The 23,412-nt window shown below is 57.3% G+C and carries 22 protein-coding genes; 7 read left to right on the top strand and 15 right to left on the bottom strand.

Annotated elements, in window-relative coordinates; genetic code table 11:
* Nucleotides 1-8 precede the first annotated feature (8 nt).
* Nucleotides 9-1,307 (top strand): acyl-CoA dehydrogenase family protein, encoded by a 1,299-nt coding sequence (locus MID00_RS07520; protein WP_254500109.1) that lies wholly within the window; start codon nucleotides 9-11, stop codon nucleotides 1,305-1,307.
* Nucleotides 1,308-1,430: 123 nt separating this feature from the next.
* On the opposite strand, the gene MID00_RS07515 is transcribed toward MID00_RS07520, so the two are convergent.
* The 6 genes from MID00_RS07515 to msuE form a co-directional block, all read right to left on the bottom strand.
* Complete coding sequence (locus tag MID00_RS07515; RefSeq protein WP_254500108.1) at nucleotides 1,431-1,988, bottom strand: recombinase family protein; 558 nt, start codon at nucleotides 1,986-1,988, stop codon at nucleotides 1,431-1,433.
* On the bottom strand, nucleotides 1,982-2,203 hold the full coding sequence (locus tag MID00_RS07510; RefSeq protein ID WP_009461193.1) for a DUF86 domain-containing protein: 222 nt from the start codon (nucleotides 2,201-2,203) through the stop codon (nucleotides 1,982-1,984). The genes MID00_RS07515 and MID00_RS07510 overlap by 7 nt, the downstream gene beginning before the upstream one ends.
* The gene (locus tag MID00_RS07505) at nucleotides 2,200-2,490 is read right to left on the bottom strand and encodes a nucleotidyltransferase family protein (protein ID WP_254500107.1); all 291 of its coding nucleotides are present in this window, start codon (nucleotides 2,488-2,490) and stop codon (nucleotides 2,200-2,202) included. The genes MID00_RS07510 and MID00_RS07505 overlap by 4 nt, the downstream gene beginning before the upstream one ends.
* Nucleotides 2,491-2,574: 84 nt before the next feature.
* Nucleotides 2,575-3,429 (bottom strand): amidohydrolase family protein, encoded by an 855-nt coding sequence (locus tag MID00_RS07500; protein ID WP_021447129.1) that lies wholly within the window; start codon nucleotides 3,427-3,429, stop codon nucleotides 2,575-2,577.
* Nucleotides 3,426-4,586: an FMNH2-dependent alkanesulfonate monooxygenase gene (gene ssuD, locus MID00_RS07495; RefSeq protein ID WP_021447128.1), complete on the bottom strand. Its 1,161-nt coding sequence runs from the start codon at nucleotides 4,584-4,586 to the stop codon at nucleotides 3,426-3,428. The genes MID00_RS07500 and ssuD overlap by 4 nt, the downstream gene beginning before the upstream one ends.
* Nucleotides 4,583-5,170, bottom strand: a complete 588-nt coding sequence (gene msuE, locus MID00_RS07490; protein WP_254500106.1) for an FMN reductase — start codon at nucleotides 5,168-5,170, stop codon at nucleotides 4,583-4,585. The genes ssuD and msuE overlap by 4 nt, the downstream gene beginning before the upstream one ends.
* Nucleotides 5,171-5,602: 432 nt before the next feature.
* Between msuE and MID00_RS07485 the strand changes: the two genes are divergently transcribed.
* Nucleotides 5,603-6,115 carry a 2,4'-dihydroxyacetophenone dioxygenase family protein gene (locus MID00_RS07485; RefSeq protein ID WP_009461189.1) on the top strand — a complete coding sequence of 171 codons (513 nt, stop codon included), beginning with the start codon at nucleotides 5,603-5,605 and terminating at the stop codon, nucleotides 6,113-6,115.
* Here MID00_RS07485 and MID00_RS07480 read toward each other — a convergent pair.
* Complete coding sequence (locus tag MID00_RS07480) at nucleotides 6,112-7,119, bottom strand: AraC family transcriptional regulator (RefSeq protein WP_226349720.1); 1,008 nt, start codon at nucleotides 7,117-7,119, stop codon at nucleotides 6,112-6,114. The two genes, MID00_RS07485 and MID00_RS07480, sit on opposite strands and share 4 nt — an antisense overlap.
* A 328-nt stretch (nucleotides 7,120-7,447) precedes the next feature.
* Here MID00_RS07480 and MID00_RS07475 point away from each other — a divergent pair, with 328 nt between their 5' ends.
* On the top strand, nucleotides 7,448-8,125 hold the full coding sequence (locus MID00_RS07475) for a LysR substrate-binding domain-containing protein (RefSeq protein WP_254500105.1): 678 nt from the start codon (nucleotides 7,448-7,450) through the stop codon (nucleotides 8,123-8,125).
* Nucleotides 8,126-8,372: 247 nt separating this feature from the next.
* Here the strand turns inward: MID00_RS07475 and modD are convergent, their stop codons facing one another.
* The 4 genes from modD to MID00_RS07455 all read right to left on the bottom strand — a co-directional run bounded on the left by modD (nucleotide 8,373) and on the right by MID00_RS07455 (nucleotide 13,084).
* Complete coding sequence (gene modD / locus MID00_RS07470) at nucleotides 8,373-9,275, bottom strand: ModD protein (RefSeq protein WP_009461185.1); 903 nt, start codon at nucleotides 9,273-9,275, stop codon at nucleotides 8,373-8,375.
* Nucleotides 9,272-9,925, bottom strand: a complete 654-nt coding sequence (gene modB, locus MID00_RS07465; RefSeq protein ID WP_254500104.1) for a molybdate ABC transporter permease subunit — start codon at nucleotides 9,923-9,925, stop codon at nucleotides 9,272-9,274. The genes modD and modB overlap by 4 nt, the downstream gene beginning before the upstream one ends.
* 11 nt (nucleotides 9,926-9,936) lie before the next feature.
* Nucleotides 9,937-10,647: a molybdate ABC transporter substrate-binding protein gene (gene modA / locus MID00_RS07460; protein ID WP_021447124.1), complete on the bottom strand. Its 711-nt coding sequence runs from the start codon at nucleotides 10,645-10,647 to the stop codon at nucleotides 9,937-9,939.
* Between the two features lie 271 nt (nucleotides 10,648-10,918).
* On the bottom strand, nucleotides 10,919-13,084 hold the full coding sequence (locus MID00_RS07455) for a malate synthase G (protein ID WP_254500103.1): 2,166 nt from the start codon (nucleotides 13,082-13,084) through the stop codon (nucleotides 10,919-10,921).
* 1,001 nt (nucleotides 13,085-14,085) lie between these two features.
* Here MID00_RS07455 and MID00_RS07450 point away from each other — a divergent pair.
* Nucleotides 14,086-15,588 carry an AMP nucleosidase gene (locus MID00_RS07450; protein WP_254500102.1) on the top strand — a complete coding sequence of 501 codons (1,503 nt, stop codon included), beginning with the start codon at nucleotides 14,086-14,088 and terminating at the stop codon, nucleotides 15,586-15,588.
* 147 nt (nucleotides 15,589-15,735) lie between these two features.
* On the top strand, nucleotides 15,736-16,194 hold the full coding sequence (locus MID00_RS07445) for a PaaI family thioesterase (protein WP_203145230.1): 459 nt from the start codon (nucleotides 15,736-15,738) through the stop codon (nucleotides 16,192-16,194).
* Nucleotides 16,195-16,486: 292 nt separating this feature from the next.
* Here the strand turns inward: MID00_RS07445 and MID00_RS07440 are convergent, their stop codons facing one another.
* From MID00_RS07440 to MID00_RS07425, 4 genes are all read right to left on the bottom strand, one after another.
* Nucleotides 16,487-17,512 carry a DctP family TRAP transporter solute-binding subunit gene (locus MID00_RS07440; protein ID WP_009461178.1) on the bottom strand — a complete coding sequence of 342 codons (1,026 nt, stop codon included), beginning with the start codon at nucleotides 17,510-17,512 and terminating at the stop codon, nucleotides 16,487-16,489.
* A gap of 45 nt (nucleotides 17,513-17,557) precedes the next feature.
* Nucleotides 17,558-18,859 carry a TRAP transporter large permease gene (locus MID00_RS07435; RefSeq protein WP_009461177.1) on the bottom strand — a complete coding sequence of 434 codons (1,302 nt, stop codon included), beginning with the start codon at nucleotides 18,857-18,859 and terminating at the stop codon, nucleotides 17,558-17,560.
* Nucleotides 18,856-19,377, bottom strand: coding sequence for a TRAP transporter small permease (locus tag MID00_RS07430; protein ID WP_254500101.1), 522 nt, complete (start codon nucleotides 19,375-19,377; stop codon nucleotides 18,856-18,858). The genes MID00_RS07435 and MID00_RS07430 overlap by 4 nt, the downstream gene beginning before the upstream one ends.
* Before the next feature lie 328 nt (nucleotides 19,378-19,705).
* Nucleotides 19,706-20,506 carry an SET domain-containing protein gene (locus tag MID00_RS07425; RefSeq protein WP_250756435.1) on the bottom strand — a complete coding sequence of 267 codons (801 nt, stop codon included), beginning with the start codon at nucleotides 20,504-20,506 and terminating at the stop codon, nucleotides 19,706-19,708.
* A gap of 56 nt (nucleotides 20,507-20,562) precedes the next feature.
* On the opposite strand from MID00_RS07425, the gene ilvB reads away from it, so the two are divergent.
* Nucleotides 20,563-22,332, top strand: coding sequence for a biosynthetic-type acetolactate synthase large subunit (gene ilvB / locus MID00_RS07420; protein WP_009463611.1), 1,770 nt, complete (start codon nucleotides 20,563-20,565; stop codon nucleotides 22,330-22,332).
* A 110-nt stretch (nucleotides 22,333-22,442) separates the two neighbouring features.
* A complete protein-coding gene (locus MID00_RS07415) occupies nucleotides 22,443-23,408 on the top strand; it encodes a TRAP transporter substrate-binding protein (protein WP_247966903.1) in 966 nt (321 codons plus the stop codon).
* The last annotated feature ends 4 nt before the right edge of the window (nucleotides 23,409-23,412 follow it).

Here is a 23,412-nt window from a genome sequence, read left to right as displayed (position 1 = left end):
TGCACATCATGATGACTGACACTGCCGTTTTGACCTCTGATGTTGCGCCACGCCGGACTGTGCCAGAAAGGGCAGCGCCAGCAAGTGCACGAGCTTCCGATCTGGGCGCCTTGCGTGCCCGTTTCAGCGCCCTCTTTCAGCGCATTGCCGATACTGCGGCGGAGCGCGAGCATACCCGTACCTTGGCCTATGCGCCCATTCTGTGGCTGAAAGATAGCGGTTTTACGGCTCTGCGTGTGCCGCCTCAATGGGGTGGCAGCGGTGTCTCCATCCCGGTGTTCTTTGAGCTGTTTCAGGAGCTGGCTGCGGCGGATTCAAATGTCGCCCAAATTCTGCGCCCTCATTTCGGTTTCATCGACCGATTGTTGATTGATCGGGATGAGGCCACGCAAGCGCAGTGGCTGCCATTGGCAGGCCAAGGGGCGATTTTTGGTAATGCCACGACCGAGACTGGTTTGGGCGCTGTAGGCCAGTTGCAAACCACGCTGGAGCCCGATCCAGAGCAGGCCGGTCAATGGCGTCTGAATGGCCGCAAGTTCTACAGCACGGGCACCTTGTACGCTGATTGGGTCACGGTGGTGGCTCGCAGCACAGGAACGGAACAGGAAGATGAAACGGTACATGCGGTCGTTGCCACCGATCAGGACGGCGTGGAGCGTCTGGATGACTGGCATGGCTTTGGCCAAAGGCTGACGGGATCTGGCACGACGGTGCTGACGGATGTGCTTGTGCCCGAGAGCGCCATCATCCGTTTTCCGCGCCAGGAGCCCACACCCTTGGTGGCTTATTTTCAGCTGGTGCATTTGGCGACCCTGGCAGGTATTGCTCAAGCCGTGCAGCGTGATGCAGTGGCCTATGTACAGGCGCGCAAACGTGTCTTTAGCCACGGCAGTGCCGCGCTGCCCAAGGACGACCCCTTGGTGCAGCATATTGTGGGAGAGCTGGCCAGCACGGCCTATATTGCCCAACTGGCGGTACGTGATGTGGCGGCTCATTTGCAAAGCATTGCGGATCAGCGGCAGACGGGTGTGGAGGTCTCCCGCGAAACATTGGATGCCCTGGAACTGCGAACGGCACAGGCGCAAGTGGCTGTAGTGGAACCTGTCTTGCGGGCGGCCACGCGCTTGTTTGATGTGGGTGGCTCTACGGCCCTGGAGGAGTCCCGTCGTCTGGATAGACATTGGCGTAATGCGCGAGCCCTGGCCTCGCACAATCCGGTGATCTACAAGGCTCGGTCGGTGGGGGATATTTTGCTGAACGAGGCCGAGCCTGTGTACTACTGGCATGTGGGGACCAAGGGGAGTTGAGCTGATGCGGCCAGAGGCGGGGCCGCCTCTTGAAAACATAAAGGGCACGAATTAATCGTGCCCTTTATGTTGTCAGCCGTGAGCGCGCAGCCTCTCAGGGTAAATCAACGACAAAATAGTACGTTAAGCGCGTGATGAGGCTGGCACCCAGCGATAAAGCGTAGGAACGGATACGTCCAGGTTCTTGGCCACGTCCTTGAGTGGTACACCGCTGGCCAGCAGCTTCTTGGCTGACTTGATTTTGTTGTCGTTCATCTTGGGTTTGCGACCACCCTTGCGGCCAAGCTGCTTGGCGACTTCCAGCCCGGTACGGGTACGTTCGACTGTCAGTTCGCGGTCCATCTCGGCCAGGCTGGCCATGACGTGGAAGAAGGACCGACCAGACGGCGTGCTGGTGTCGATGGAGTCGGTGAGGCTTCTGAACTGGATACCTTGTGTGCGCAGTTCGTTGATCAGATCGACCAGTTGCTTGACTGAGTGGCCCAAGCGGTCCAGCTTCCAGACCACCAATGTGTCGCCCTCGCGCAGCATTTCGAGCGCTTTGACCAAGTCTGGACTATTTGCTCGCGTGCCACTTACCTTGTCTTCAAAGACCCTCTGGCACCCAGCCTGAATCAAAGCTTCGCATTGCAATTCAAGGTTCTGATCTTGCGTCGAGACGCGCGCATAGCCGATCAGCATGGCGTGTCGCCGTCTGCATCCTGACGAACGGCAAGTAACTGTTGAAGCAATTCCGGTAGTGCTGTCTGCACGGTGTCCCACACGACATCGAGGTTGACGTCGAAGTAGCCGTGGGCGATGCGGTTGCGCATACCGCGCATATTACGCCACGGTACTTGTCCATGAGCCTGAGCGAACTCGAGGTCAAGGTAATCCGGAAGACGGTACTTGCTCATACTGGTTGCGCCTCTGCAAGCACTTGGGCACGGACTTTAGGTGGTAGGTCACCGGGCGTCAGCAAATCGACGTGAATACCGAGCAGTGATTCCAGCTCGTCTTGCAGGCCTCCCAGGTCAAACAGCGTCGCACCAGGCAGTGCGTCAACCAGCAAATCAATGTCGCTGCCATCCTGGTCGGTGCCATGTAGTACCGAACCGAAGACGCGTGGATTCGCCGTGCGAAAGCGGCTTACGGCTTCACGCACTGCATCTCGGTTCATGTCGAGCACAACAGATGGACGCATGGTCATCCCTTCTTATCAAAACTCATCAAAACGGTAAGTTATCGAGAATGGGATTTCAAGGCCTGGTTCCTCAGATCGAAATTATTACGAGAGTTGAAACAGCCTGGCCGCATTGTCATAAAACAGCTTGTCCAGAATTACATCCTTGAAACCCAGCTGCTGGAAGTCCTCAATACTCTGGCGAATCGGGCGGAAGGTATAGGACGAACCAAACAGCAATTGCTCGGACAGGAAGCTATTGGCTGCCTGCACATAGCCCTCGTTTCCCGGCTGGAAAATGTACATATCCGGCACCAGATGCACGTTCTCGTGCAGAAAGGCCAGGCCTATGGCCTGTTGCACATTGGGCCAATAGCCGTGATAGACCACTAAAGGCAGATCCGGGAAGGCTTTGGCCACTTTGGCCAGCCCGGCCGGGTCGTTGTAGCGCGGGTCCGGCGTGGTGGGGCCACTCATCAAAAAGACGGGTACTTTCAGGTGGCGCGCCAGTTCGTAAACGGGCCAGTAAACCGGGTCATCGGGGTGACGTGCTGGAACACCAAAACCCGGCTCGATATCAATGCCGGACAAGCCCAGCTCCTTGATGGCGCGTTCTGCCTCGGCCAGGGCTTGCTGCTCGCCTTGCAGAGCCGGATCAATACCGGCAATGCCCAGCAATTCATCGTGTCCGTGCACGATCTGATGAATGGTGTCGTTGGGCAAATGTTGCGACGGTGTGTGGCGGCCTACGACGACCGCTTTACTTAGTCCGGCCTGGCGCACTTCTTCCAGAAAGCCTTCCTGGCTAAGTGACTTTTCAAAGTGAGTATCGCTGCCACGAGTGCCAACGCGGCGATTCAGCCAACGCGCGGTGGCATGTTCTGGCGTACCAGGTTCGGCCCCGAAAAACTTGTGCAGAAAGGCAGGTCGGCAGCGTAGATCGATTATTTTCTGGCTCATGATGCAGAGGAAAGTTGCTGATTTTGAACACCGCGTGCGTCAAAGGCACCGCCGGTCTGGGCGCGATCACTGACGGTGACGGCCCGTTTGCCCAGAAGTGGAAACACCAGCTCGGCAAAGCGTATGGATTCTTCCAGATGGGGGTAGCCCGAGAGCACAAAGGAGTCCGCACCCAGGTCTATGTATTCCTGCAAGCGCTGGGCCACGGTTTGGGCGTCGCCCACCAGTGCGGTGCCTGCCCCGCCCCGTACTAGCCCCACCCCTGCCCACAGATTGGGCGAGACTTCCAACTGATCGCGACGGCCACCATGCAAGGCCGCCATGCGTTTCTGGCCTACCGAGTCCATGCTGGCGTAGTTGGCCTGTGCTTTGGCAATGTCCTCGTCCGTCAATTTGCTGATCAGACGATCCGCCTCGGCCCAGGCTTCTTCATTGGTTTCACGTACGATCACGTGCAAGCGCACCCCCAGCCTCAATTTGCGACCACGGGCGGCGGCACGGCGGCGGATGTCCTCAAATTTCTTGCCCACAGCAGCCGGTGGTTCGCCCCAGGTCAGGTAAGCATCGACATGCTCGGCAGCCAGTTCATGGGCGGCGTCTGAGGAGCCGCCAAAGTACAAGGGCGGATAGGGTTTTTGCACAGGCGGGAAAAAGTTGCGGCCATTCTCTACCTTGAAATGCTTGCCCTGAAAATTCACGGTGTCGCCAGAGAGCAATTGACGCCAGATCGTCAGGTATTCATGGGCGTATTCATAACGGGCATCGTGGTCCAGAAACACGCCTTCGGCGGCCAATTCGGTGGCATCGCCGCCAGGCACTACATTCAGCAGCAAACGGCCATGCAGGGCCTGGTCCAGGGACGCTGCCTGACGTGCGCTGGAGACGGGAGCGCCCAAGGAGGTGCGTAGCGCCACCAGCAGCTTGATGCGCTGGGTAACAGGAACCAGGCTGGCCGCCACTACCCAGGGGTCCAGGCAGGAGGCGCCGGTGGGAATCAGCAAGCCGTCATAACCCAGGTTCTCGCTGGTGACGGCAATGCTGCGCAGATACTCGTTGGTGGGCGCGCGGCCAAAGTCGGATTTGCCCAGATAACGGGTATCGCCCGAGGTGGGCAGGAACCAGAAAATATCGGGTGTGGTGGAGGTGATTTGGCTCATGCTGCCTGCGCCTCCAGAACAGAGTTTCGCAGCGGCAAACGCGTTTGAATACTGTGCAGTACCGGTATGGCCAGATCAACGGTGCGCTGGATGTGCTGTTGCAGGGCGGCGCTGGTGACTTCGCCGTCCTGAATCTCCTCGGGAGTGGCATAGACCCCGATGGGCAGGGTCAGCGCCTGGAAGAAGCTGAACAGGGGCCGTAGCTGGTGTTCGATGACCAGGGCATGGCGTTGGCTGCCGCCAGTGGCGGCCAACAGCACGGGAGTGCCGTTCAGGGCATTCATGTCGAGCAGATCGAACAGGTGCTTGAGCAAGCCCGGAATGCCTGCGCGAAAGATGGGCGAGCCCACGATCAGAAAGTCGGCCTGCTCAATGGCGGTGATGGCCTGATGCGCATGGGCGGGCAAGGCATCGGTGGACAGGGCCGCACCCAGTTCGGGCAGCAGGTTGACCAGCTCGATGTTTTGCACGTCCAGTGCCAGTTGGTCGTTCAGTGTGTCGCGCAGCGCATCCAGCAGCACTTGCGTGCGGGAGGGACGGTGCAGGCTCCCATTCACAATAACGGTTTTCAGAGGGCGGCTCATGGCAATTCCTTGCAGTGAAATCAGAACAAGGTGCCGCCAGAAAACGGGGGCACCTGTGCGAGTCAATGCCTTGTATTACATGCCTGATCGCCGCGGCCACGAAAGACAATTCGCTCATGTGTTTATGGTCGATAAGTGTCCTTACTCTTTTGATTTGCTTATGAAAATCAGTATTGTTGAATGTGAAAAAATGAGCTGCCAAATGGCATGGGCATGAACTGTGTCAGGAGTTCGTCGCCGGTCTTTTTCGGGGTCAAATAAAGCGATCGGGACGGGAGTGCCAGAACTGGATAGTGCGCCGCTACGTTGTGCCAAAGCTGGATAGTTCGGCGCCAAATGGCTTCATAGAATGAAACCAGGTCAATCCGGGGGGATTGGCATCCGACTGTGTGGGAAACACAGCGGCTTTTATTTCTATGAGAGAGACAAGTCATGACTCAAAACAGCACCCCACCCTATATCGACATTGAAAAACGCATCGACAAGGTACGCGACGAATACGCGCTGGTTGAAGGCCACTTCGATACGTCCGAGGAAACCTCCCCCTGGATTCCTTTCGGCCCCAATATCTGGCTGCGTCACCTGAGCTTTGATATTCGCAACAACACCTCGGTGCACATCATGCGCGCTGACAAAGGTGGTTCTTTGGGGCGTCATCGCCACCGCGCTGTGGTGACCGGCTACATTCTGTCCGGCAGCCTGCGCTACGAGGAATACGATTGGGTGGCCCGCGCCGGTCATTACATCCACGAAAGCCCCGGTCGCACGCACACCCTGGTGTCCGACGAAGGCATGGAAACCCTGTTCCACCTGGGCACGCCCATCGAGTTCCTGGACGAGAACGACAACATCCTGGAAATCATTGATGTGTTCTGGATGATCGACCACTACACCAGCTACTGTAAGAAGCACAATCTGCCCATCAACAAGTCCATGTTCATCTAAGACTGTTTGATGCTTGTGTGCCGTGTCTGCCCCGTTTGATGGGGCAGTTCCTTGAAGCGTTGCTGGTAGTAGGCAGAAAACCGCCCCAGATGCCCAAAACCATGCGCCAGTGCCACCTCGGTGACGTTGGGGCGGGGTCGGCTTTGCAGCACCTGATGGGCGGCGTCCAGACGCAGATTGCGTACCCAGCTCATGGGGGACTGTTTGTAGTGACGACGGCACAGCAGATGCAGGAAGCGGGGACTCACACCCGCTGCCTGCGCCAGATCATCCAGTGAGATGTTGCTGTGCAAATGCGCCAATACATAGTTTTTAGCTTGGAGCAGACGCATCTGCCCTGCTCGGGCCGCCGCTCCCATGGACTCATCCACCAGAGTCTGCACGGCTTGTTCATCGGCAGGATGACACAGCAGGAACAAGGCCAGGCTGCTTTCAATATGCTGTGTCCAGTTGGCTGGACGGTCGCTATGTTGCGTCGGTAGCAGAAGCAGATGCTGGATGAGGTTGGCCCATTGTGGGCCCATACAGGGGTCCAGCTTGTAGACGCAGCCTCGGGTCATGCCCTCTTGTGTCAGCGTCTGATGGCCCACACCGTCAAATAGGCTGTAGGGGATTTTCACGATCAGCTGTTCGCAACCGGCTTGCCACAAGGTGCGCACATGATGGCGGGGAGACACCACCGCAATATCGCCGGGATAGGCCGTTAGTTTGTGATGACCATCGCTGATGAATTCGGCCGTACCCTGCAAAGGCATTTGCACCAGACAGAAGTCCCCGAAGGCATCGGCCTGGATTTCCACTTCGGCACCGTAGCCCAGTCGCATCAGGCTGATCTGATCAATATCGCGACGGTACAGGCTGGTGTTGATGCGCCCGCGACCCCAATGCAGGGCATGCCGGGAAATGGCCCGGCTAAGCGGCTGATGAGACAGCTCGGCGCTGTGCGAATGAAAGATTGGATGGCGGTACAACACCGACAGATCCAAGCCATTTTCTGCCGACATTGGGAACCCCTTGTTCCAGAGCATAAGGATGCGCGTGACCAGCGCCTAGTGTAAAAGTTGAGCGGCTGGGTGGGCATGGGGGCTATCCCTGATCGGGGCTGGTCGGTTTCAGAATATTATTTATTTACAGATAGATAGCCAGTTTTCTATTTTATTTAAGTTTAAAAGAAGCTGTCTGCTTCTTGGTGCTGTGGTTGAGGCTTGAAGAAGTCTGCAGCAGGAGTTTTAACGCCCCTGGGCCCGATCCCCTTTCAAGGTCATGACGGCGCTTTCCACTGTCGCAATCATCTTGCCGTCTTCTCCCTGGATTTCACAGTGGTAATGGCTGATGCTGCGTCAGCATGATCTGCTGAAAGGCGAATTGCAGGATTTCGCTGTTGGAGCGCGGGGGACTTTGCACCTGTATGCGAATACGGCGGCCTTAACCGACTTTCTGCCATCCCGTCTGGCTCCCTGGCTGGCACAACGGCCGAATCTGCATATCGAGCTGAAAGAGCGTACCAGCGCAGATATTGTGCGTACGGTTGCCGCCGGTTTGGCCCAGGCCGGTGTGGTGTCGGATGCAGTGCAGGCACCGGGGCTGGTGCTGGAGCCGGTGGCCAAGGATCATCTGGTGCTGATTATGGCTGCGGCTCACCCCTTGGTGGCACACAGCAAATTGAGCTTGCAGGATGTTCTGCATGAGCCCTTCGTGGGCCTGATGCCGGGTAATGCCCTGCAAGACCATCTGGACGAACATGCTCGCGCAGCAGGCCATGCTTGGGTGCAGCGCATCCGTATGAAAACCTTCGAAGGGCTGTGCCAGATGGTGGCCCACGGTGTGGGCCTGGGGATTGTGCCGCAAGGCGTGGCCAGCCGCTACAGGCGTCGCCATGGCTTTGTGGCGCGGCCTTTGAGTGACGCCTGGGCCAAGCGCTCCTTGTGCCTGTGTTATCAGGACTGGGGCGCCCTATCCAAACCCATGCAGCGCTTGTTGCAGCATTTGGGGTCTAAGGAGACTGTCTGAGTTCACATTTTTTGTGGACACTTGTTCACGGAGCTGCATGCTTTCCAAACCGCCAGGGGGCAGATGCCAGGCGTAAGGTTCATGCTGATTCCCGCATTTTTTGTCGGATTCAGCGATCTGTTTTTCTATTGGTGGTGCTTTGCAACTCTGTCGTTTGATGACTGGCTCTAATGCTGGAGCTCACCTTCCTTGTTTTCGCTTAACACCCTAGTGGGCCAGGCTGACAAATAGTGAGCGGCCGGTGATTTTATTCCAGCCCTTCCAGTTTGCTGGCAACAAGCGGCTCTTGCGATTCTGCTGGCTCTGCCAAGTTGATCTTCACTCCAATATCGGCCGGTTTCGCGTAGTGCAGGCTGCTGGTCACCAAGGCATTGACACCTGTTGCGGCATAGGCGGCTGCGTTACCTGCATGAATCCCGCCCGCTGCCAGAATGGTGACGTTGGGATGCGCTTTGCGCAGCGCAGGCACAATTTGTGCCAGGGTCTCGGGCGGGACTTTGTCGAACTGCACCACGTCCGCGCCCGCCTGAGCCGCGCTATAGGCTTCATCCAGATCTGCCGCTTCGATCACGATTTTCTTTTCGCACAAGGCGTATTTGTGACGGGCAATCGCCCGGCCCACCTCCTCCCAGCCACCCATCAGCGCGCGGTGCTGGGGGAAGATCAAAATGGTTTCGCCCAGTCCCAGCCGATGCGGCATGGCTCCGCCCGATAGTGTGGCTTTCAAGGCCAGCTTGCGTACCCCAGGCGCATGTTTGCGAGTGGTCAGCACAGCCACCGAGGCATTTACCGTTTGCACGGCTTGCACGACTTGATGTGTCAGGGTGGCGATGCCGCAGGCAAACTCCAGCAGGTTCTGGCCGACCTTCCAGGCGCGCAGCAAGGCTTTGGCGGGGCCTTGTGCCAGCAAAATGGTCTGGCCGGGCATCGCTGCCACGCCGCTGGGGGTGTAGTGCTGAGTCTGGCCGCCGCAAGAGCGCACAATCTCGGCCACCTCCTCAGTGCCTGCCACGCGGATATGGTCACGCACGACGTAACGCAGTGTGGTGTTCTGGTTGTGCAGTCCCAGCATGTGGCTGGTCAGATCCAGGTAGGAGGCATCCTCGCCAATCCATTGGTCGATTTGGCTTTGTTCAAAAAAAACCGTCATTTTTGATTCCCGTAGCGCCGCAGCGCCCAAAAGCAGGCTAATGCCGTCAGCCCCAGCAAGCAGGACAGCGCATTGGCACAGTCTGTGTTGCCATCCAGGACGGCGTTGTAGATAGATAAAGACAGGGTTTCGGTACGACCCGCGATATTGCCACCCAACATCAGCGAAATGCCCACTTCTCCCATGGCCCGTCCGCCTGACAGAATCAGTCCGGTGGCCAAGGCAGGACGCAGCAAGGGCAATTCCACCCGGAAGAAGTAGGACCAGGTGCCGTGGCCCAGTGTGGCTGCCGCTTCACGCAGCCGTGGCGACAGGCTGTTCATGCTGTTTTGCACGGGTTTGACCATCAATGGCAGCCCGGCGATAAAGGCAGCAATCAACAAGGCCGCAGGCTGAAAAACAATATTGGGTGACCAGCCGGTGGCACTGGCCAACCAGCCCTGTCTACCCAAGGCAAGCAGCAGCAAGTAACCGATAACAATCGGTGGGAAAACCAGCGGCAGGCTCACCAGCGAATCGAGTAATCCGTGGCCTGGAAAGCGCTTTCTGGCCAGTACCCAGGCCAGCGCTACCCCCAGAACCAATTGAGCCACCAAGGTGGCAGTCAGCACATATACACTCAGGCCCAGCGAGCTACTGGAGCAGCTCATCCAGGCGGACATCACAGGCCGTGGCGCTCAAGAATGGACTTGGCCTTGTCCGAGCCCAGGAACTGGGTCCAGGATTGCAAGGCAGGGCTTGCAGGACGGTCCTTGAGCACGGCAAGGCTCAGATCAATCGGGTCGTGACATTGGGCTGGCATGGGCAGGATGGTACCCAGCTTGTCCTTGTGGGCCAGCGCTTCGCTGCGGTTGATGAAACCGGCGTCCACCTCGCCATTGAGCAGGTAGGTGGATACCTGCGGCAGCATGGCGACTTCAATGCTGCGACCCTCGGCCTGGATTTTTTCGCGTTCCATGCAGGTGGTGGCGGCGCGGCCGTAGACAGTTTTCTTGGCATCACCAATGGCAATGCGGGCATAGCTGGGCTGCTGCAAGTCCTGGATGGAATCAATGGTCTTGCCCTTGGGCACGGCCAGCATCAGGGCACCCTGGCTGATGTTCACGAACTGCTGGGCAATGCCCATGGGCTCCAGAAAAAAGCGGTCGCCAATAATGGCAGCAATGTCTGGATTTTGCTCGCTCTGGGCGCGGACCTGCTGCATATTGCCAAAGCTGCTCTCTACCGTCAGGCCTGTTTCTTTATTGAAGGCTTCCATCAATTCCGTGACGGGCTTGCGGTAGCCTGCGCCAGTAGCGATTAGCAGGTCGGAAGCGTGAGCGGTGGTGGTGATGGCCAGCAGGCAAGCGGCGGAAAACAGCAAAGATTTCATGGGGTTTCCTGTCGGTCAAAATCGTTATGAGTTCGAGTTTATAACGAGATGAGGCAAACAGGGATGTTCGCCAAGCTCCGAAGCCGGAGCCCCGAGACTCAAACCTGCTTGAAAACTTGGAAATGCTGCTTGTGCCGAGCGACGATTCAAATTCCTCTTTGCCGCAAAGCTGGAAACAGGAGACGAAAAAAAATCCCCATCCTGAACCAGCAAGATGGGGATTTTGGGGGTACTGTTACCCGGAGGTGAACTCCGGGCAGTATGGTGTGCTTCAGGCTTGAGCGGCTTTGAAAGCCAGACGCCATTGGTGCAGCAAAGGCTCGGTGTAGCCGTTAGGCTGTTCCAGACCCTTCAGAACCAGATCTTGAGCAGCGCGGAAGGCAAAGGAGCCTTCAAAGTTGCCGGCCATGTTCTGGTAGGCTGGGTCACCCGCGTTTTGCTGGTCCACCACAGCAGCCATGCGCTGCAGGGTTTCAACCACTTGTTCGTGGGTGACGATGCCGTGCAGCAGCCAGTTGGCGATGTGCTGGCTGGAGATACGCAGGGTAGCGCGGTCTTCCATCAGGCCTACGTCGTGGATGTCAGGCACTTTGGAGCAGCCCACGCCCTGGTCAATCCAGCGAACCACGTAACCCAGGATGCCCTGAGCGTTGTTGTCCAGTTCTTCCTGGATTTCCTTGGCGGACCAGCTGGTGTCAGTGGCCACAGGAATGGTCAGGATGCTGTCCAGGTAGTCGTTGGTGTCGCCTTCCAGACCCTTCTGAACGTCGACCACATTGACTTGGTGGTAGTGCAAGGCGTGTAGCGTGGCAGCGGTAGGCGATGGTACCCAGGCGGTGTTGCCACCGGCCTTCACGTGACCAATCTTTTGCTCCAGCATTTCAGCCATCAGGTCAGGCATGGCCCACATGCCTTTACCGATCTGGGCACGACCACGCAGACCGCATTGCAGGCCGATCTGAACGTTGTTGCGCTCGTAGGCAGGCTGCCAGTCAGCTTGTTTCATGTCGGCCTTGCGCACTACGGCGCCAGCTTGCATGCAAGTGTGGATTTCGTCGCCCGTGCGGTCCAGGAAGCCGGTGTTGATGAACACGACACGCTCGGTGGCCTGGGCAATAGCTGCTTTCAGGTTCACGCTGGTGCGGCGCTCTTCGTCCATGATGCCCAGCTTGACGGTGTTGGGAGCCAGACCCAGCAGGCTTTCCACACGGTCAAAGATCTCGCTGGCAAACGCCACTTCGTCAGGACCGTGCATTTTGGGTTTGACGATGTACAGCGAGCCGCTGCGCGAGTTTTTCTTCAGTTTCAGATCGCGCATGCCGATCAGGGTGGTGATCACGGCGTCCAGAATGCCTTCAGGGATCTCGCGACCTTCGCCGTCAATGATGGCAGGGTTGCTCATCAGGTGACCGACGTTACGCACGAACATCAGGGAGCGGCCAGCCAGAGTCTGGGTAGCGCCTTTCAGGTCGGTGTACTGGCGATCGTCAGCCAGGCGGCGGGTAAAGACCTTGCCGTCTTTCTTGATTTCTTCGGTCAGCGAACCGGTCACCAGACCCAGCCAGTTGCGGTATGCCAGGACCTTGTCGTCGGCGTCCACGGCAGCCACGGAGTCTTCGCAGTCCATGATGGTGGTCAGTGCGGCTTCCAGAACGATGTCTTTCACGCCAGCCGGGTCGGTCTTGCCGATGGGGCTGTTGGGGTCGATCTGCAGTTCAAAGTGCAGGCCGTTGTGCAGGAACACGATGGCTTCAGGCGCATCGGGCTGACCGCGGTAACCCAGCAGGGTCGAGGCGTCTTTCAGACCGGTGGTGCCGCCGTTTTCCAGGGTGACACGCAAAGCGCCGTCAGCGATGGTGTAGGAGGTAGCCTGATCGTGGCTGCCTTGAGCCAGAGGAATGGTGTCGTTCAGGAACTGACGGCCAAAGGCGATAACCTTGGCACCGCGCACGGCGTTGTAGCCACCGCCACGCTGAGCACCGTCAGTGTCAGGGATGGCGTTCGTGCCGTACAGCGCGTCGTACAGACTGCCCCAGCGTGCGTTTACGGCGTTCAGCGCGTAACGTGCGTTCATGATGGGCACAACCAGCTGAGGGCCACCTTGTTCGGTGATTTCGGTGTCGACGTTGGCCGTGTTGACCTTGACGTTGGCAGGCGCTTCTTTCAGATAGCCGATGGAGCTCAGGAAGCTCTTGTAGGCAGGCATATCGGTGATGGGGCCTGGGTTGGCCGTGTGCCACTTGTCCAGTTCGACTTGCAAGCGGTCGCGTTCGGCCAGCAAGGCGCGGTTTTTAGGTGCCAGATCATGGACCAGCTTATCGAAACCAGCCCAGAAGGCTTCGGAGGAGATACCTGTGCCGGGCAGGGCTTCTTGTTCGATGAACTGATGAAGCACCTCGGCGACTTGCAGTCGCTGGCAGGAGATTCGAGTGGTCATGTGTACCCTTGCTGATAGTTAAAAGTGATTCGGTACAGTGGCAGGCCAAAACGGCCTTGCTAACTGCAATTACCTGGTCAAGAGCACTTTCAGATCTTGCTGAAATCGCGGGTGACAAGACCCACGCGGCGCCAAGACACAAATGACATCAGAGGGCGAGCAAATGCTTGAAGCGAAAATCATTAAAATACGCTAACCCATTGTAAATTAGCCTAAATACAAGCTAATTTGCGCGATGACGAGCTATGTCTCACACGCATGCCGAGCACACTGCCAGGTTGGATAACTTAAATTATGAAGGACTGACGCTAGCTGGATTTAATACTAAAAGTATTAAGACTACATACTTAATGTATTTACTGGATTTGGGCAAGTCTTATATATGAGGTAGAAGACGTGCCTGACTTCCACTTGCCATCATAAGCTGCCTCATCTGGTCCCGCTTGAAATACCTGATATGCCCGCCAAGCCGCTTGTCTAGCGCCATTAGCATAAAAACAGGGTCTTGGGTCAAGGGCTTGCGCCAGGGCTCGACCTGCCTGATCCCGGAAAAATGGAATTTGCCCAAAACCGGGGTAAAGCTGCCTGTTTAAATGGGGCCTGTGAGTAAATTCAGTCTCAAAACCAACGATAGTCGTGTCCATTGTGTGGACAGTAGGGCTTGTGATTCAGTCAAAAACCAGTAACGACATTTGCTTTGAGTGGGACTGGGTCTGGGTTGCCTTGCTCGGATATGGCAAGACGCTGGGGCGCTAGGCGAGCCATTGCAAAGGTATATGGTTGATGGCTTTAAGCGCAGGCGAAACCGATAGCCGAACATCTGTATTGGGGAGCGATGGTCCGCGAAAGCGGCAGACGGTCAGGCCTGTCTGTTCGGCTGGTGCATGAGCGTCAGGATCAGGCGGCTGAACTTGTCATGGAGTCGTGTAGGAGGCGGAACAATAAACAGCTTATGATGCTTGCAGATCTGCTTGTCTTTGTTTCCCCTTGGAATACTTGTTATGTCTGATCCCAGCGGTTTTTCTCGTATCACGTCCACGCCGGAGCTGATTCCATTCAATGGCTATCAGGATGCCGGCCAGGCTTTGGAGCAGCTGCGCCATATTTACGACCGCAACACCGCTTTTTTGCGCGACTCTTTTGCCCAGTGTCTGAAAACCGGATTTCCACGCGGGCAGCGCTTCAGAGCCTGCTACCCTGCCGTGCGTTTGCGCGTCGATACCTATCAGGAAGTGGATAGCCGCCTGTCTTATGGGCATGTGGTCGAGCCTGGCGTGTACATGACCACCATTACCGCTCCTGGCCTCTATCACGATTACTTGCTGGAGCAACTGGAACTGCTGCTGCGCAATCACGGTGTGCAGGTGGAAGTGGGGGAATCCTCCGTGCCTATCCCGCTGCATTTCGCCCTGAATAATGGTGTGCAGTCCACGGTGACAACCGTGCCTGAATCGCCCGGTGACACCTTGCGCGATCACTTCGATGTACCCGATCTGGCGTATATGGACGATGCCATCGTCAACGGTACGTGGGAGCGCATGCATAACGAACCCTTGCCGCTGGCGCCTTTTACTGCGCCGCGTATCGATTACTCCTTGCATCGTTTGCAGCACTACAGCGCTACTCGTCCCGAGTACTTTCAGAACTTTGTGCTGTTCACCAATTATCAGTTTTATGTGGACGAGTTCTGCCAGTGGGCGCGTGAAGTGCTGCAGGCGGATGATCAAGGCTATATAGATCTGGTGGAGCCGGGCAATATCATCACTCCGGCGGGTGCGAATGCATCGACAACCGGTTCGCCTTTGGCTCGCGCGCCGCAAATGCCCTCGTATCACTTGCGCCGTGCCGATCATTCCGGCATCACCCTGATCAATATCGGCGTGGGGCCATCCAATGCCAAGACCATTACCGACCACGTTGCCGTTCTGCGCCCTGCTGCCTGGCTGATGCTGGGCCATTGCGCCGGTTTGCGTACTACCCAGCGTCTGGGTGATTACGTACTGGCACATGGTTATGTACGTCAGGATCACGTGCTGGACGAGGATTTGCCTACTTGGGTGCCCATCCCTCCTCTGGCGGAAATTCAGGTTGCCCTGGAGCAAGCCGTGGCCGAGGTGGCCGGGCTGTCAGGTTGGGAGCTGAAACGCATCATGCGCACGGGTACGGTGGCGTCTATTGATAACCGTAATTGGGAGTTGCGAGACCACCACGAGCCGGTGCGGCGCTTGTCGCAGTCGCGGGCGATTGCGCTGGATATGGAGTCCGCCACCATTGCTGCCAATGGCTTCCGTTTCCGTGTCCCGTATGGCACTTTGCTGTGCGTGTCGGACAAGCCTTTGCATGGCGAGCTGAAACTGCCGGGTATGGCCAGCGAATTCTATGCACGTCAGGTTGGCCAGCATCTGCATATTGGCATCCGGGCGCTGGAACTGCTGCGCGAGATGCCCAAAGAAAGGCTGCATTCGCGCAAGCTGCGCAGCTTTCTGGAAACGGCGTTTCAATAAGATATTGCAGGCCTTGTTAGTGCCTACGCTCCTGGGTGGGTTGTTGGCTCGTAGCGCTGACAAATTACCTTTAGTGGCTTAAGAAATAGGCCGTGCTACCAAGTGGAGCACGGCCTCTTGGTTTCTTTGAGGACAGCAGATACTCATATGGTTAAAGCGTTTCAAGATTTTTATGCCGACAACTTCAGCCATTGCTACGGTTGCGGCAAACATAATCCCGACGGGCATCAGCTAAAGAGCTATTGGGACGGCGACGATACCGTGGCCCGCTACACCCCCAAGCCGATTTACAGCGGTGGCGTGCCCAATCATGTGTATGGCGGTTTGATTGCCTCCTTGTTGGACTGCCATGGCACCGCTTCTGCGGCAGCCTTCATCTATAGGGATCTGAATATCGAGATGGGCACCAGCGAGGAGCCGATCCGTTGCGTGACAGCCTCCCTGAAAGTGGAGTTTCGGCGTCCCACTCCAATGGGGACAGAGCTGACGGTACAAGGCAAGCTGCGTGAGCTGGATGGACGCAAGGTCTGGGTGGACCTGTCGCTTAGCGCGAATGGCGAAGTTTGTGCGACGGGTGAAATGCTGGCGATACGCTTCAAGGAATAAGCGGGATTTTTTTGGGGCTCAGCGGTCAACGTGCTTTGACACGGTGTCTTGGACTTGCTGATCGCTCAGAAGGAAGCTGGTTTTTGATATGTGTAGGCTGTAAAGAATGCCCTCAGGTTGTGCCGCCGATTTATGGCATTTCTTTCTTCGAGGGTAACCCGGAGGTTGAAAGTATCCCCACGCTGCGCTCGTAGGCTGCTGCTTTCATGAGGTTTGTTTTGTGCGGGGCAGCCAGACAATAAAAAAGCCGGGCCCATTCAGGCCCGGCTTTCAGTCTTTCAAACCCAGCTAATTAGCGGCTGGCAGCAATCGCGTCGCGTGCTTTCTTCACCAGATCTTCACCAATGGTCTTGGTCCACTTCTCGACCACGCCTTCGGTTGCCTTGGCAAAGGCAGCATGTTGCTCTGGAGTCAGGCTGGTGACCTTCACACCGTGGCTTTCGATCTCTTTGAGCAAGGTAGGATCTTCCGCCGTGATGCCGGTACGGGCAATCACGATTTCACGTTTACCGGCTTCAATAGCGGCTTCACGTACGATCTTCTGGTCTTCCTCGCTCCAGGATTTCCACACGTCGCGGTTCACCACAAACACCAGTGGGTCAGACACGTAGTTCCACAGGGTCAGGTACTGCTGCTGCACGTCGTACAGCTTGGCACCGGCGTAAATGGACAGGGGGTTTTCCTGGCCGTCTACAGCCTTATTAGCCAGTGCGGGTTGTGCATCTGCCCAGCTCATTTGCGTGGGGTTGGCACCCAGGGCGCTGAAGGTGTCCATGTACAGCGGCGAACCGACCACGCGCAGTTTCAGGCCCTTCATGTCTTCAGGCTTGGTCACTTCGTGTTTGGAGTTGCTGAGCTGACGGAAACCGTTTTCACCCCAGGCCAGAGGCACCACACCGGCTTTCTCGATGTAGCCGAACAGATCCTTGCCCACTTCGCCGTTGATCAAAGCGTCGGTGGCTTTGGCATCCGGTTGCAGGAATGGCAGGGAGAACAGGTTCAACTGCTTGATCTGGGGGGACCAGTTGATGGTGGAGCCCACGGCCATATCAATCATGCCTTGGCGAATGGCAGTGAACTCGCGTGTCTGGTCGCCTTGTACCAGCGAGGTGCCGGGGTAGATCTTGATATTGATGCGGCCATCGGTGCGCTCGCGCACCAGGTCGGACCAGATCACCGCCCCTTGGCCCCAAGGGAAAGTGGTACCCACCACGATGGACAGCTTGTACTCGGATTTGTAGGCGGCTTGGGCAGCGGGAACCACGGCCAGGGTGGCGGCTGTACATGCCAGAGCGGCCAGAATGTGACGTAATTTCATGGGTCAGGTCTCCCTTTCTATGAGTTCTGTTTCAGTCTTGTGGTTTTAGTTAAAGCCCAGGTAGCGCGGCAGCCACAGGGCAATCTCGGGTTGTGCGATAACGAGCAGCATGGTCGAGCCCATGCCCAGTAGCAGCCAGCCTACCCAACGCAGGGTGCTTTCCATGGGGACGCCCGCGATACGGCAGGCGACCATCAGGTTGACGGCGACGGGTGGAGTGAACTGGCCCAGAGCCACGTTCAAGGTCAGCAGGACCCCGAACCAGACGGGGTGCCAGCCAAAGTTGTAGGCAATAGGCATGAACAGCGGCACGAAGATCAGGAAGATCGAGATGCCATCCAGGAACATGCCCAGCACAATCAGCATGACAATCATCAGCGCCAGAATGCCGTACTCGCCCAGACCGGAATTGATGATGGCATTGGTGACGGGGTCAATAATGCTCAGGGTGGACAGCGCCCAGGCAAAAATACCGGCCAGTGCCACAACCATCATGATGACGGCTGATAATTCGGCGGCTTCCCGCAGGATCAAAAACAGATCGCGGAACTTGATGGTGCGATGGATGACCATGCCCACGAACAGGCCGTAGAACACGGCCACAACAGCCGCTTCTGTGGGAGTGAACAGACCCAGGCGCATCCCGCCCAGAATGATGACCGGGGCAATCAGGCCCCAGGCGGCTTCTCGCAGGCTGCGCCAGAATGGCGGACGTGGCAGCTCGGCTTCGGCCAATCCCAGCTTGTGACGGCGCGATAGCCAGATGGCCGGAATAATCAGGCCAATCCCCGCCAGAATGCCGGGGAACATACCAGCCGCAAACAGCGCGGGTACGGAGGCTTCGGGCACCAGCACCGAGTAAATAATGAAGGCGATGGAGGGGGGAATCAGAATGTCGGTGGCAGCACCCGCGCCCACAATACTGGCCGCAAAAGGACCGGGATAGCCCGCACGTTTCATGGCGCCGATCATGACCGCGCCCACGGCGGCGGCGCAGGCCGGGCCGGAACCGGAAATGCCACCCAGGAACATGGCCACGCCAATGGCAACAACGGGCAGCATGCCAGGGCCGCGGCCAACCAGCGCTACCGCAAAGTTCACCAGACGGCTGGCTACGCCCGAGCGGTCAAAAATGGAACCCACCAACACGAACATGGGAATGGCCAGCAAGGGGTATTTGGCCAGACCGGCATAAAAGCTTTGCGGCACGGCCATCAGGCCAAACCAGTGCGTATCCAGGTTGGACATCAAAATCGCAAAGGCACCACCTATACCCAGAGACACGCCCACCGGCACGCCCACCAGCATCAGGCCGATGAAGATGACAAACAGCAAGGTTGCAATCATGATTTAGCCTGCCAACGACGCACCCACATGCCCAGCAAACGCAGGCTCAGGGTAGTGGACAGGATGGGCAGCCACATGCTGTACCACCAGGTCGGGACACCAATGGAGGGCGAGGTATCGCCCCACTCGAACTCGTCCAGGGCCATGCGGCCGGACAGAATGGCCATGCCGACAAAGAACAGCAGGCTCATGCCAATGCCAAACAGGGCCAGGCGGCGTTGACGACGCACCGTGCCCGCATCGGCAAAGACTTCAATACGAATGTGCAAGTGGCGCACACAGGCGCTGGCACCGGCATTCATGGTCAGGACCACCAGCAGAAAGATGGAGATTTCCTCGGTCCAGGCAAAGGAGCTATCGGTCAGATAGCGCACAAACACGTTGGCAAAGGTAATTAAAGCCAGGGTCGCCATGATCAGGACCGAAGCCCAGTCCTCTATTTGCAAAGGAATACGCGGGCCGGATTCGGCGGGCGAGGCGGCGGGATTATCGGGTGTATCTGTAGAACTTGAATCCATGAGGTCTGTCAGATTTGGCAATAAAGCTACATGCTAGCGGTCAAAGACGGGGCTGGCAGTGAGTAATTTCCCCCGGTGCAATAGCACCCGCGGGCCATCATTGGCCTGGGGAGAGACGATAGGGATGGGGGCGAGGGCACACGCAATATGGGGGTTGGTGCTTCGCCTAGCTGATGAGGTCTGAAACCTGGCCCGGCACGACAGATGGGCCTGTGTGTGGCGCTCTGATAGGCCCGGCTGGGGTGTTGCCGGGCTTGCTGTGCGGGTGATTAGCAAGGGTGCAGGCTGCCGGTGAGGCAGCCTGGGCTAATGCAAGCTGGGGGACAGCTTACTCTTTTTTACGGTCCTTTTTCCCTTTTTTGCCTTCTTTGTCCTTTTTGGAAGGCTTTTTGTCTTTATTTTTATCCTTGTTTTTGGCTTTTTCTTTTTTCTTCTTTTTGCTCTTCTTATCCTTTTTGCCTTTCTCGCTTGAGGATTCTTTATCGTTATCCGCGTCCTCATCTTTATCCTGATCGGACTCGCCCTTTTCTGCCTGCTTAATGGCAGTGGCCTTCAGATCAGCGGCTTTTTGTTTGGATGAAACCGGCGTTTTGCGGGCCTGTTCCATTTCCGCATCCAATTCTGCGGCCACTTCGCGTAGCTCGTCGGCAACAGCCTGGGAGCGATCTGATTGCAGGGCAATCATGGTGCCACGGCACTGGGGAGCGCCACACAGGCAGCGGTAGTTCTGCTTGAGCTCCTCGGTAATTTCATCGTCGATGACCAGCGAGTAGTCATACAAAAGCTCTTCCCCGGCAGGAATATCGCGCATGGCCACAATAAAGACACGCGAGCCATCGGCGTTCTCGTGACCTTCACAGTTGGGGGCGCAAGAGTGGTTGATCCAGCGTGAATCATTGCCTCCCTGACCACCGTCCACGATTTTGCCATTGCTCAGTGCAAAGAAAAAAGTGTGGAAAGGCTCATCCGGATTGACGGGGAACAAGGCATCGGCCTGTTCCGGCGTAAGCCGCTTGCCAGCATATTGCAGGATGCGCGTTCCGGCTGGAATATCGCGTAGCGCAAAGACGCCATTGCCATGCAGTTTGGATGGTTTGACGACGTGCCAGGGTTGGCGTTGAGTGACCATGGGGAATCAGCCTGTAAAAGGGGATAAACTGGACGGCGATCTCTATCTTACAAAACATGCAGGGCTACGCAACCATGTCACTTGAAACGACCGCCCACAACGGCGCGCAAATCTTGCTCGAAACCTTGATCGCTCAGGGTGTAGATACCATTTTTGGTTATCCTGGCGGAGCGGTGTTACCGCTCTATGATGCTCTTCATGCCCAGCCGCGAATTCGTCATATTTTGGTTCGTCACGAGCAAGCTGCCGTACATGCGGCCGAAGGCTATGCCCGCAGCACCGGCAAACCTGGCGTGGTGCTGGTGACATCAGGCCCCGGTATGGCCAATACCACCTCCGGTTTGCTCGATGCCTTGTGTGATTCTATTCCTGTCCTGTGTATTAGTGGTCAAGTAGCGACCACCGCAATTGGTACCGCCGCTTTCCAGGAGTGCGATGCGATTGGCATTTCCCGCCCTGTGACCAAGTGGAATGCCCAGGTTCGTCGTATTGAAGACGTGGCCTCCCTGACGGCCAAGGCCTTGCGCCTGTGTACCCAGGGCCGCCCCGGTCCGGTGCTGCTGGACTTCCCCAAAGATATTCAGATCGCCACCCTGCCCGCTGCCAGCAGCGACGCGCCGGCCCAGGACGAGGCTGACAGCCTCTTGGCTCCTGCCGCTCCGGCCTCTGCCCAGGAAGCGGCGATCAAACGCGCCGCCGCCATGATTGCGCACGCTCGCCGCCCCGTGTTTTACGGTGGTGGTGGCCTGATCAACTCCGGGGCCGATGCCAGCCACGCCTTCACCAGCCTGGTTCAGGAAACTGGCGCACCTTGCACACTGACCTTGATGGGCCTGGGTGCCTACCCTGCACGTGATGAGCAGTTCGTGGGCATGTTGGGCATGCACGGCACGCTGGAAGCCAACTTGGCCATGCACCATGCGGATCTGATTATCTGTGTGGGCGCTCGCTTCGACGACCGCATTACCGGCCGTCTGTCCGATTTCTGCCCCCATGCCAGCAAGATTCATATTGATATCGACCCCGGTTCCATCGACAAGGTGGTGCGTGCTGATGTGGCTCTGGTGGGTGATTGCTATCCCCTACTGCGCGCCCTGCGCAAAGAGCTGTCGCATCACGAATTGCCCGAAGGTCGCTTGAAAGATTGGTGGCAGCGCATTGGCGTGTGGCGTGCTCAAGAGTGCTTGAAAGTGACGCCTCATAGCGACGCCATCTTGCCGCAGCACTTGCTGCAACGTCTGGACGCGCATCTGGAAGGCCGTGATGCCATCGTCTCTACCGATGTGGGCCAGCACCAGATGTGGGCTGCGCAGTACATCAAGTTTGATCGTCCTCGCCGTTGGCTGACTTCGGGTGGAGCCGGCACCATGGGTTACGGCGTACCTGCTGCGTTTGGGGCGCAGATTGCGCATCCGGACAAGCTGGTGGTGTGTGTCAGTGGTGACGCGTCGGTACTGATGAATATTCAGGAACTGGCCAGCGCTGTGCAGCATCGCACGCCGATCAAGGTGATTCTGTGCAATAACCGCCACATGGGCATGGTGCGCCAGTGGCAAGAGCTGATTCACGATGGTCGTTACAGCCACAGCTACAACGAAGCCATGCCCGATTTTGTGGCCTTGTCGCGCGCCTTTGGTTGGGAAGCCGAACGCGTGGAGCATCCCGATCAGCTGGATGCGGCGCTGGAGCGTTGTCTGGCCCACGATGGCCCGTTCTTTCTGAACGTGGAAGTGCTGGCGCTGGAAAACTGTTTCCCCATGATGCCAGCAGGCTATGGCCATCAACAGGTCATGTTGTCCGAAGATAACTGGTACGTAGAAGAATAAGGTGCCCGGCTGGGACACAGGCGTAAAAACCCCTATGTCCCAGCCCGAGCACTACGCATTAAATACACTGATCCATTCAGACAGGAGGGGCATGCATGATGTACCGTCACATGAAGAACCGTCTTTTGGCCGCAGGTTTGATGCTGGGCTTGGGCCTGGCGGCGGGAGCGGCCACGGCCCAGACTTCCTTGAAGCTGGCTTACGCTTTGTCCACCAGCTCTCACTATGGTGCGGGTGCAAAAGCCTTTGCCAGTGCCTTGGAAAAGGACGGCAACTACACCATCGAGGCCTTTCCCAACAGTGCCTTGGGCGGCGAGCGTGAAGTTATTGAAGGCTTGCAATTGGGCACGATTGATCTGGCCATTGTCTCTACCGGCGCAACCCTGAACTTTGTGCCCAAGACCGGCGTGTTCGATATTCCTTTCCTGTTCCGCGACCTGCAGCATGCCCGCCATGTACTTGATGGCAAGATCGGTCAGGACATGCTGGCTGAATTTCCCAAACGCGGGATTGTGGCGCTGGCCTGGGGCGAGCAAGGTTTCCGTCACCTGACCAATAATGTGCGTCCTGTCACCACCCCGGCTGATGCCAAGGGCCTGAAGATTCGCACCACAGAGAACCCCATCCATATTGCCGCTTTCCGTGAAATCGGTATTCTGGCTACGCCTATGGCCTGGCCGGAAGTGGCAACCGCACTGCAACAGGGCACCATCGACGGTCAGGAAAACCCCTTGTCCGTGATTGTGTCGGCCAAGCTGCCGCAGCTGCAAAAGTATTTGTCGCTGACTGCTCACGTGTATGGCCCGGCCTTGGTGCTGATGTCTCCGGCGGTGTATGACGGCTTGTCCGATCAGGACAAGCAGTTGATGAAAGATGCCGGCGTAACGGCTGCCCAGGCCATGCGTGATTACGTGGACGACATCGAGAAAACCGGCGTGGATGCCGTCAAGGCTGAAGGCATGCAGGTCAATGCAGTTGACCATGCCGCGTTTGCCAAAGCGGTAGAGCCTGTCTATCCCCAGTACTACAAACAGTTCGGCCAGGAACTGGTCGAATCTATCCGTCAGACTCAGTAAACGG

This window comes from Alcaligenes sp. NLF5-7 (assembly GCF_024266725.1).
GTDB classification, from domain to species: Bacteria; Pseudomonadota; Gammaproteobacteria; order Burkholderiales; family Burkholderiaceae_B; genus Alcaligenes; species Alcaligenes phenolicus.
Note: the sequence above shows the minus strand (reverse complement) of the source record. Positions and strands in the feature narration are given on the sequence as shown.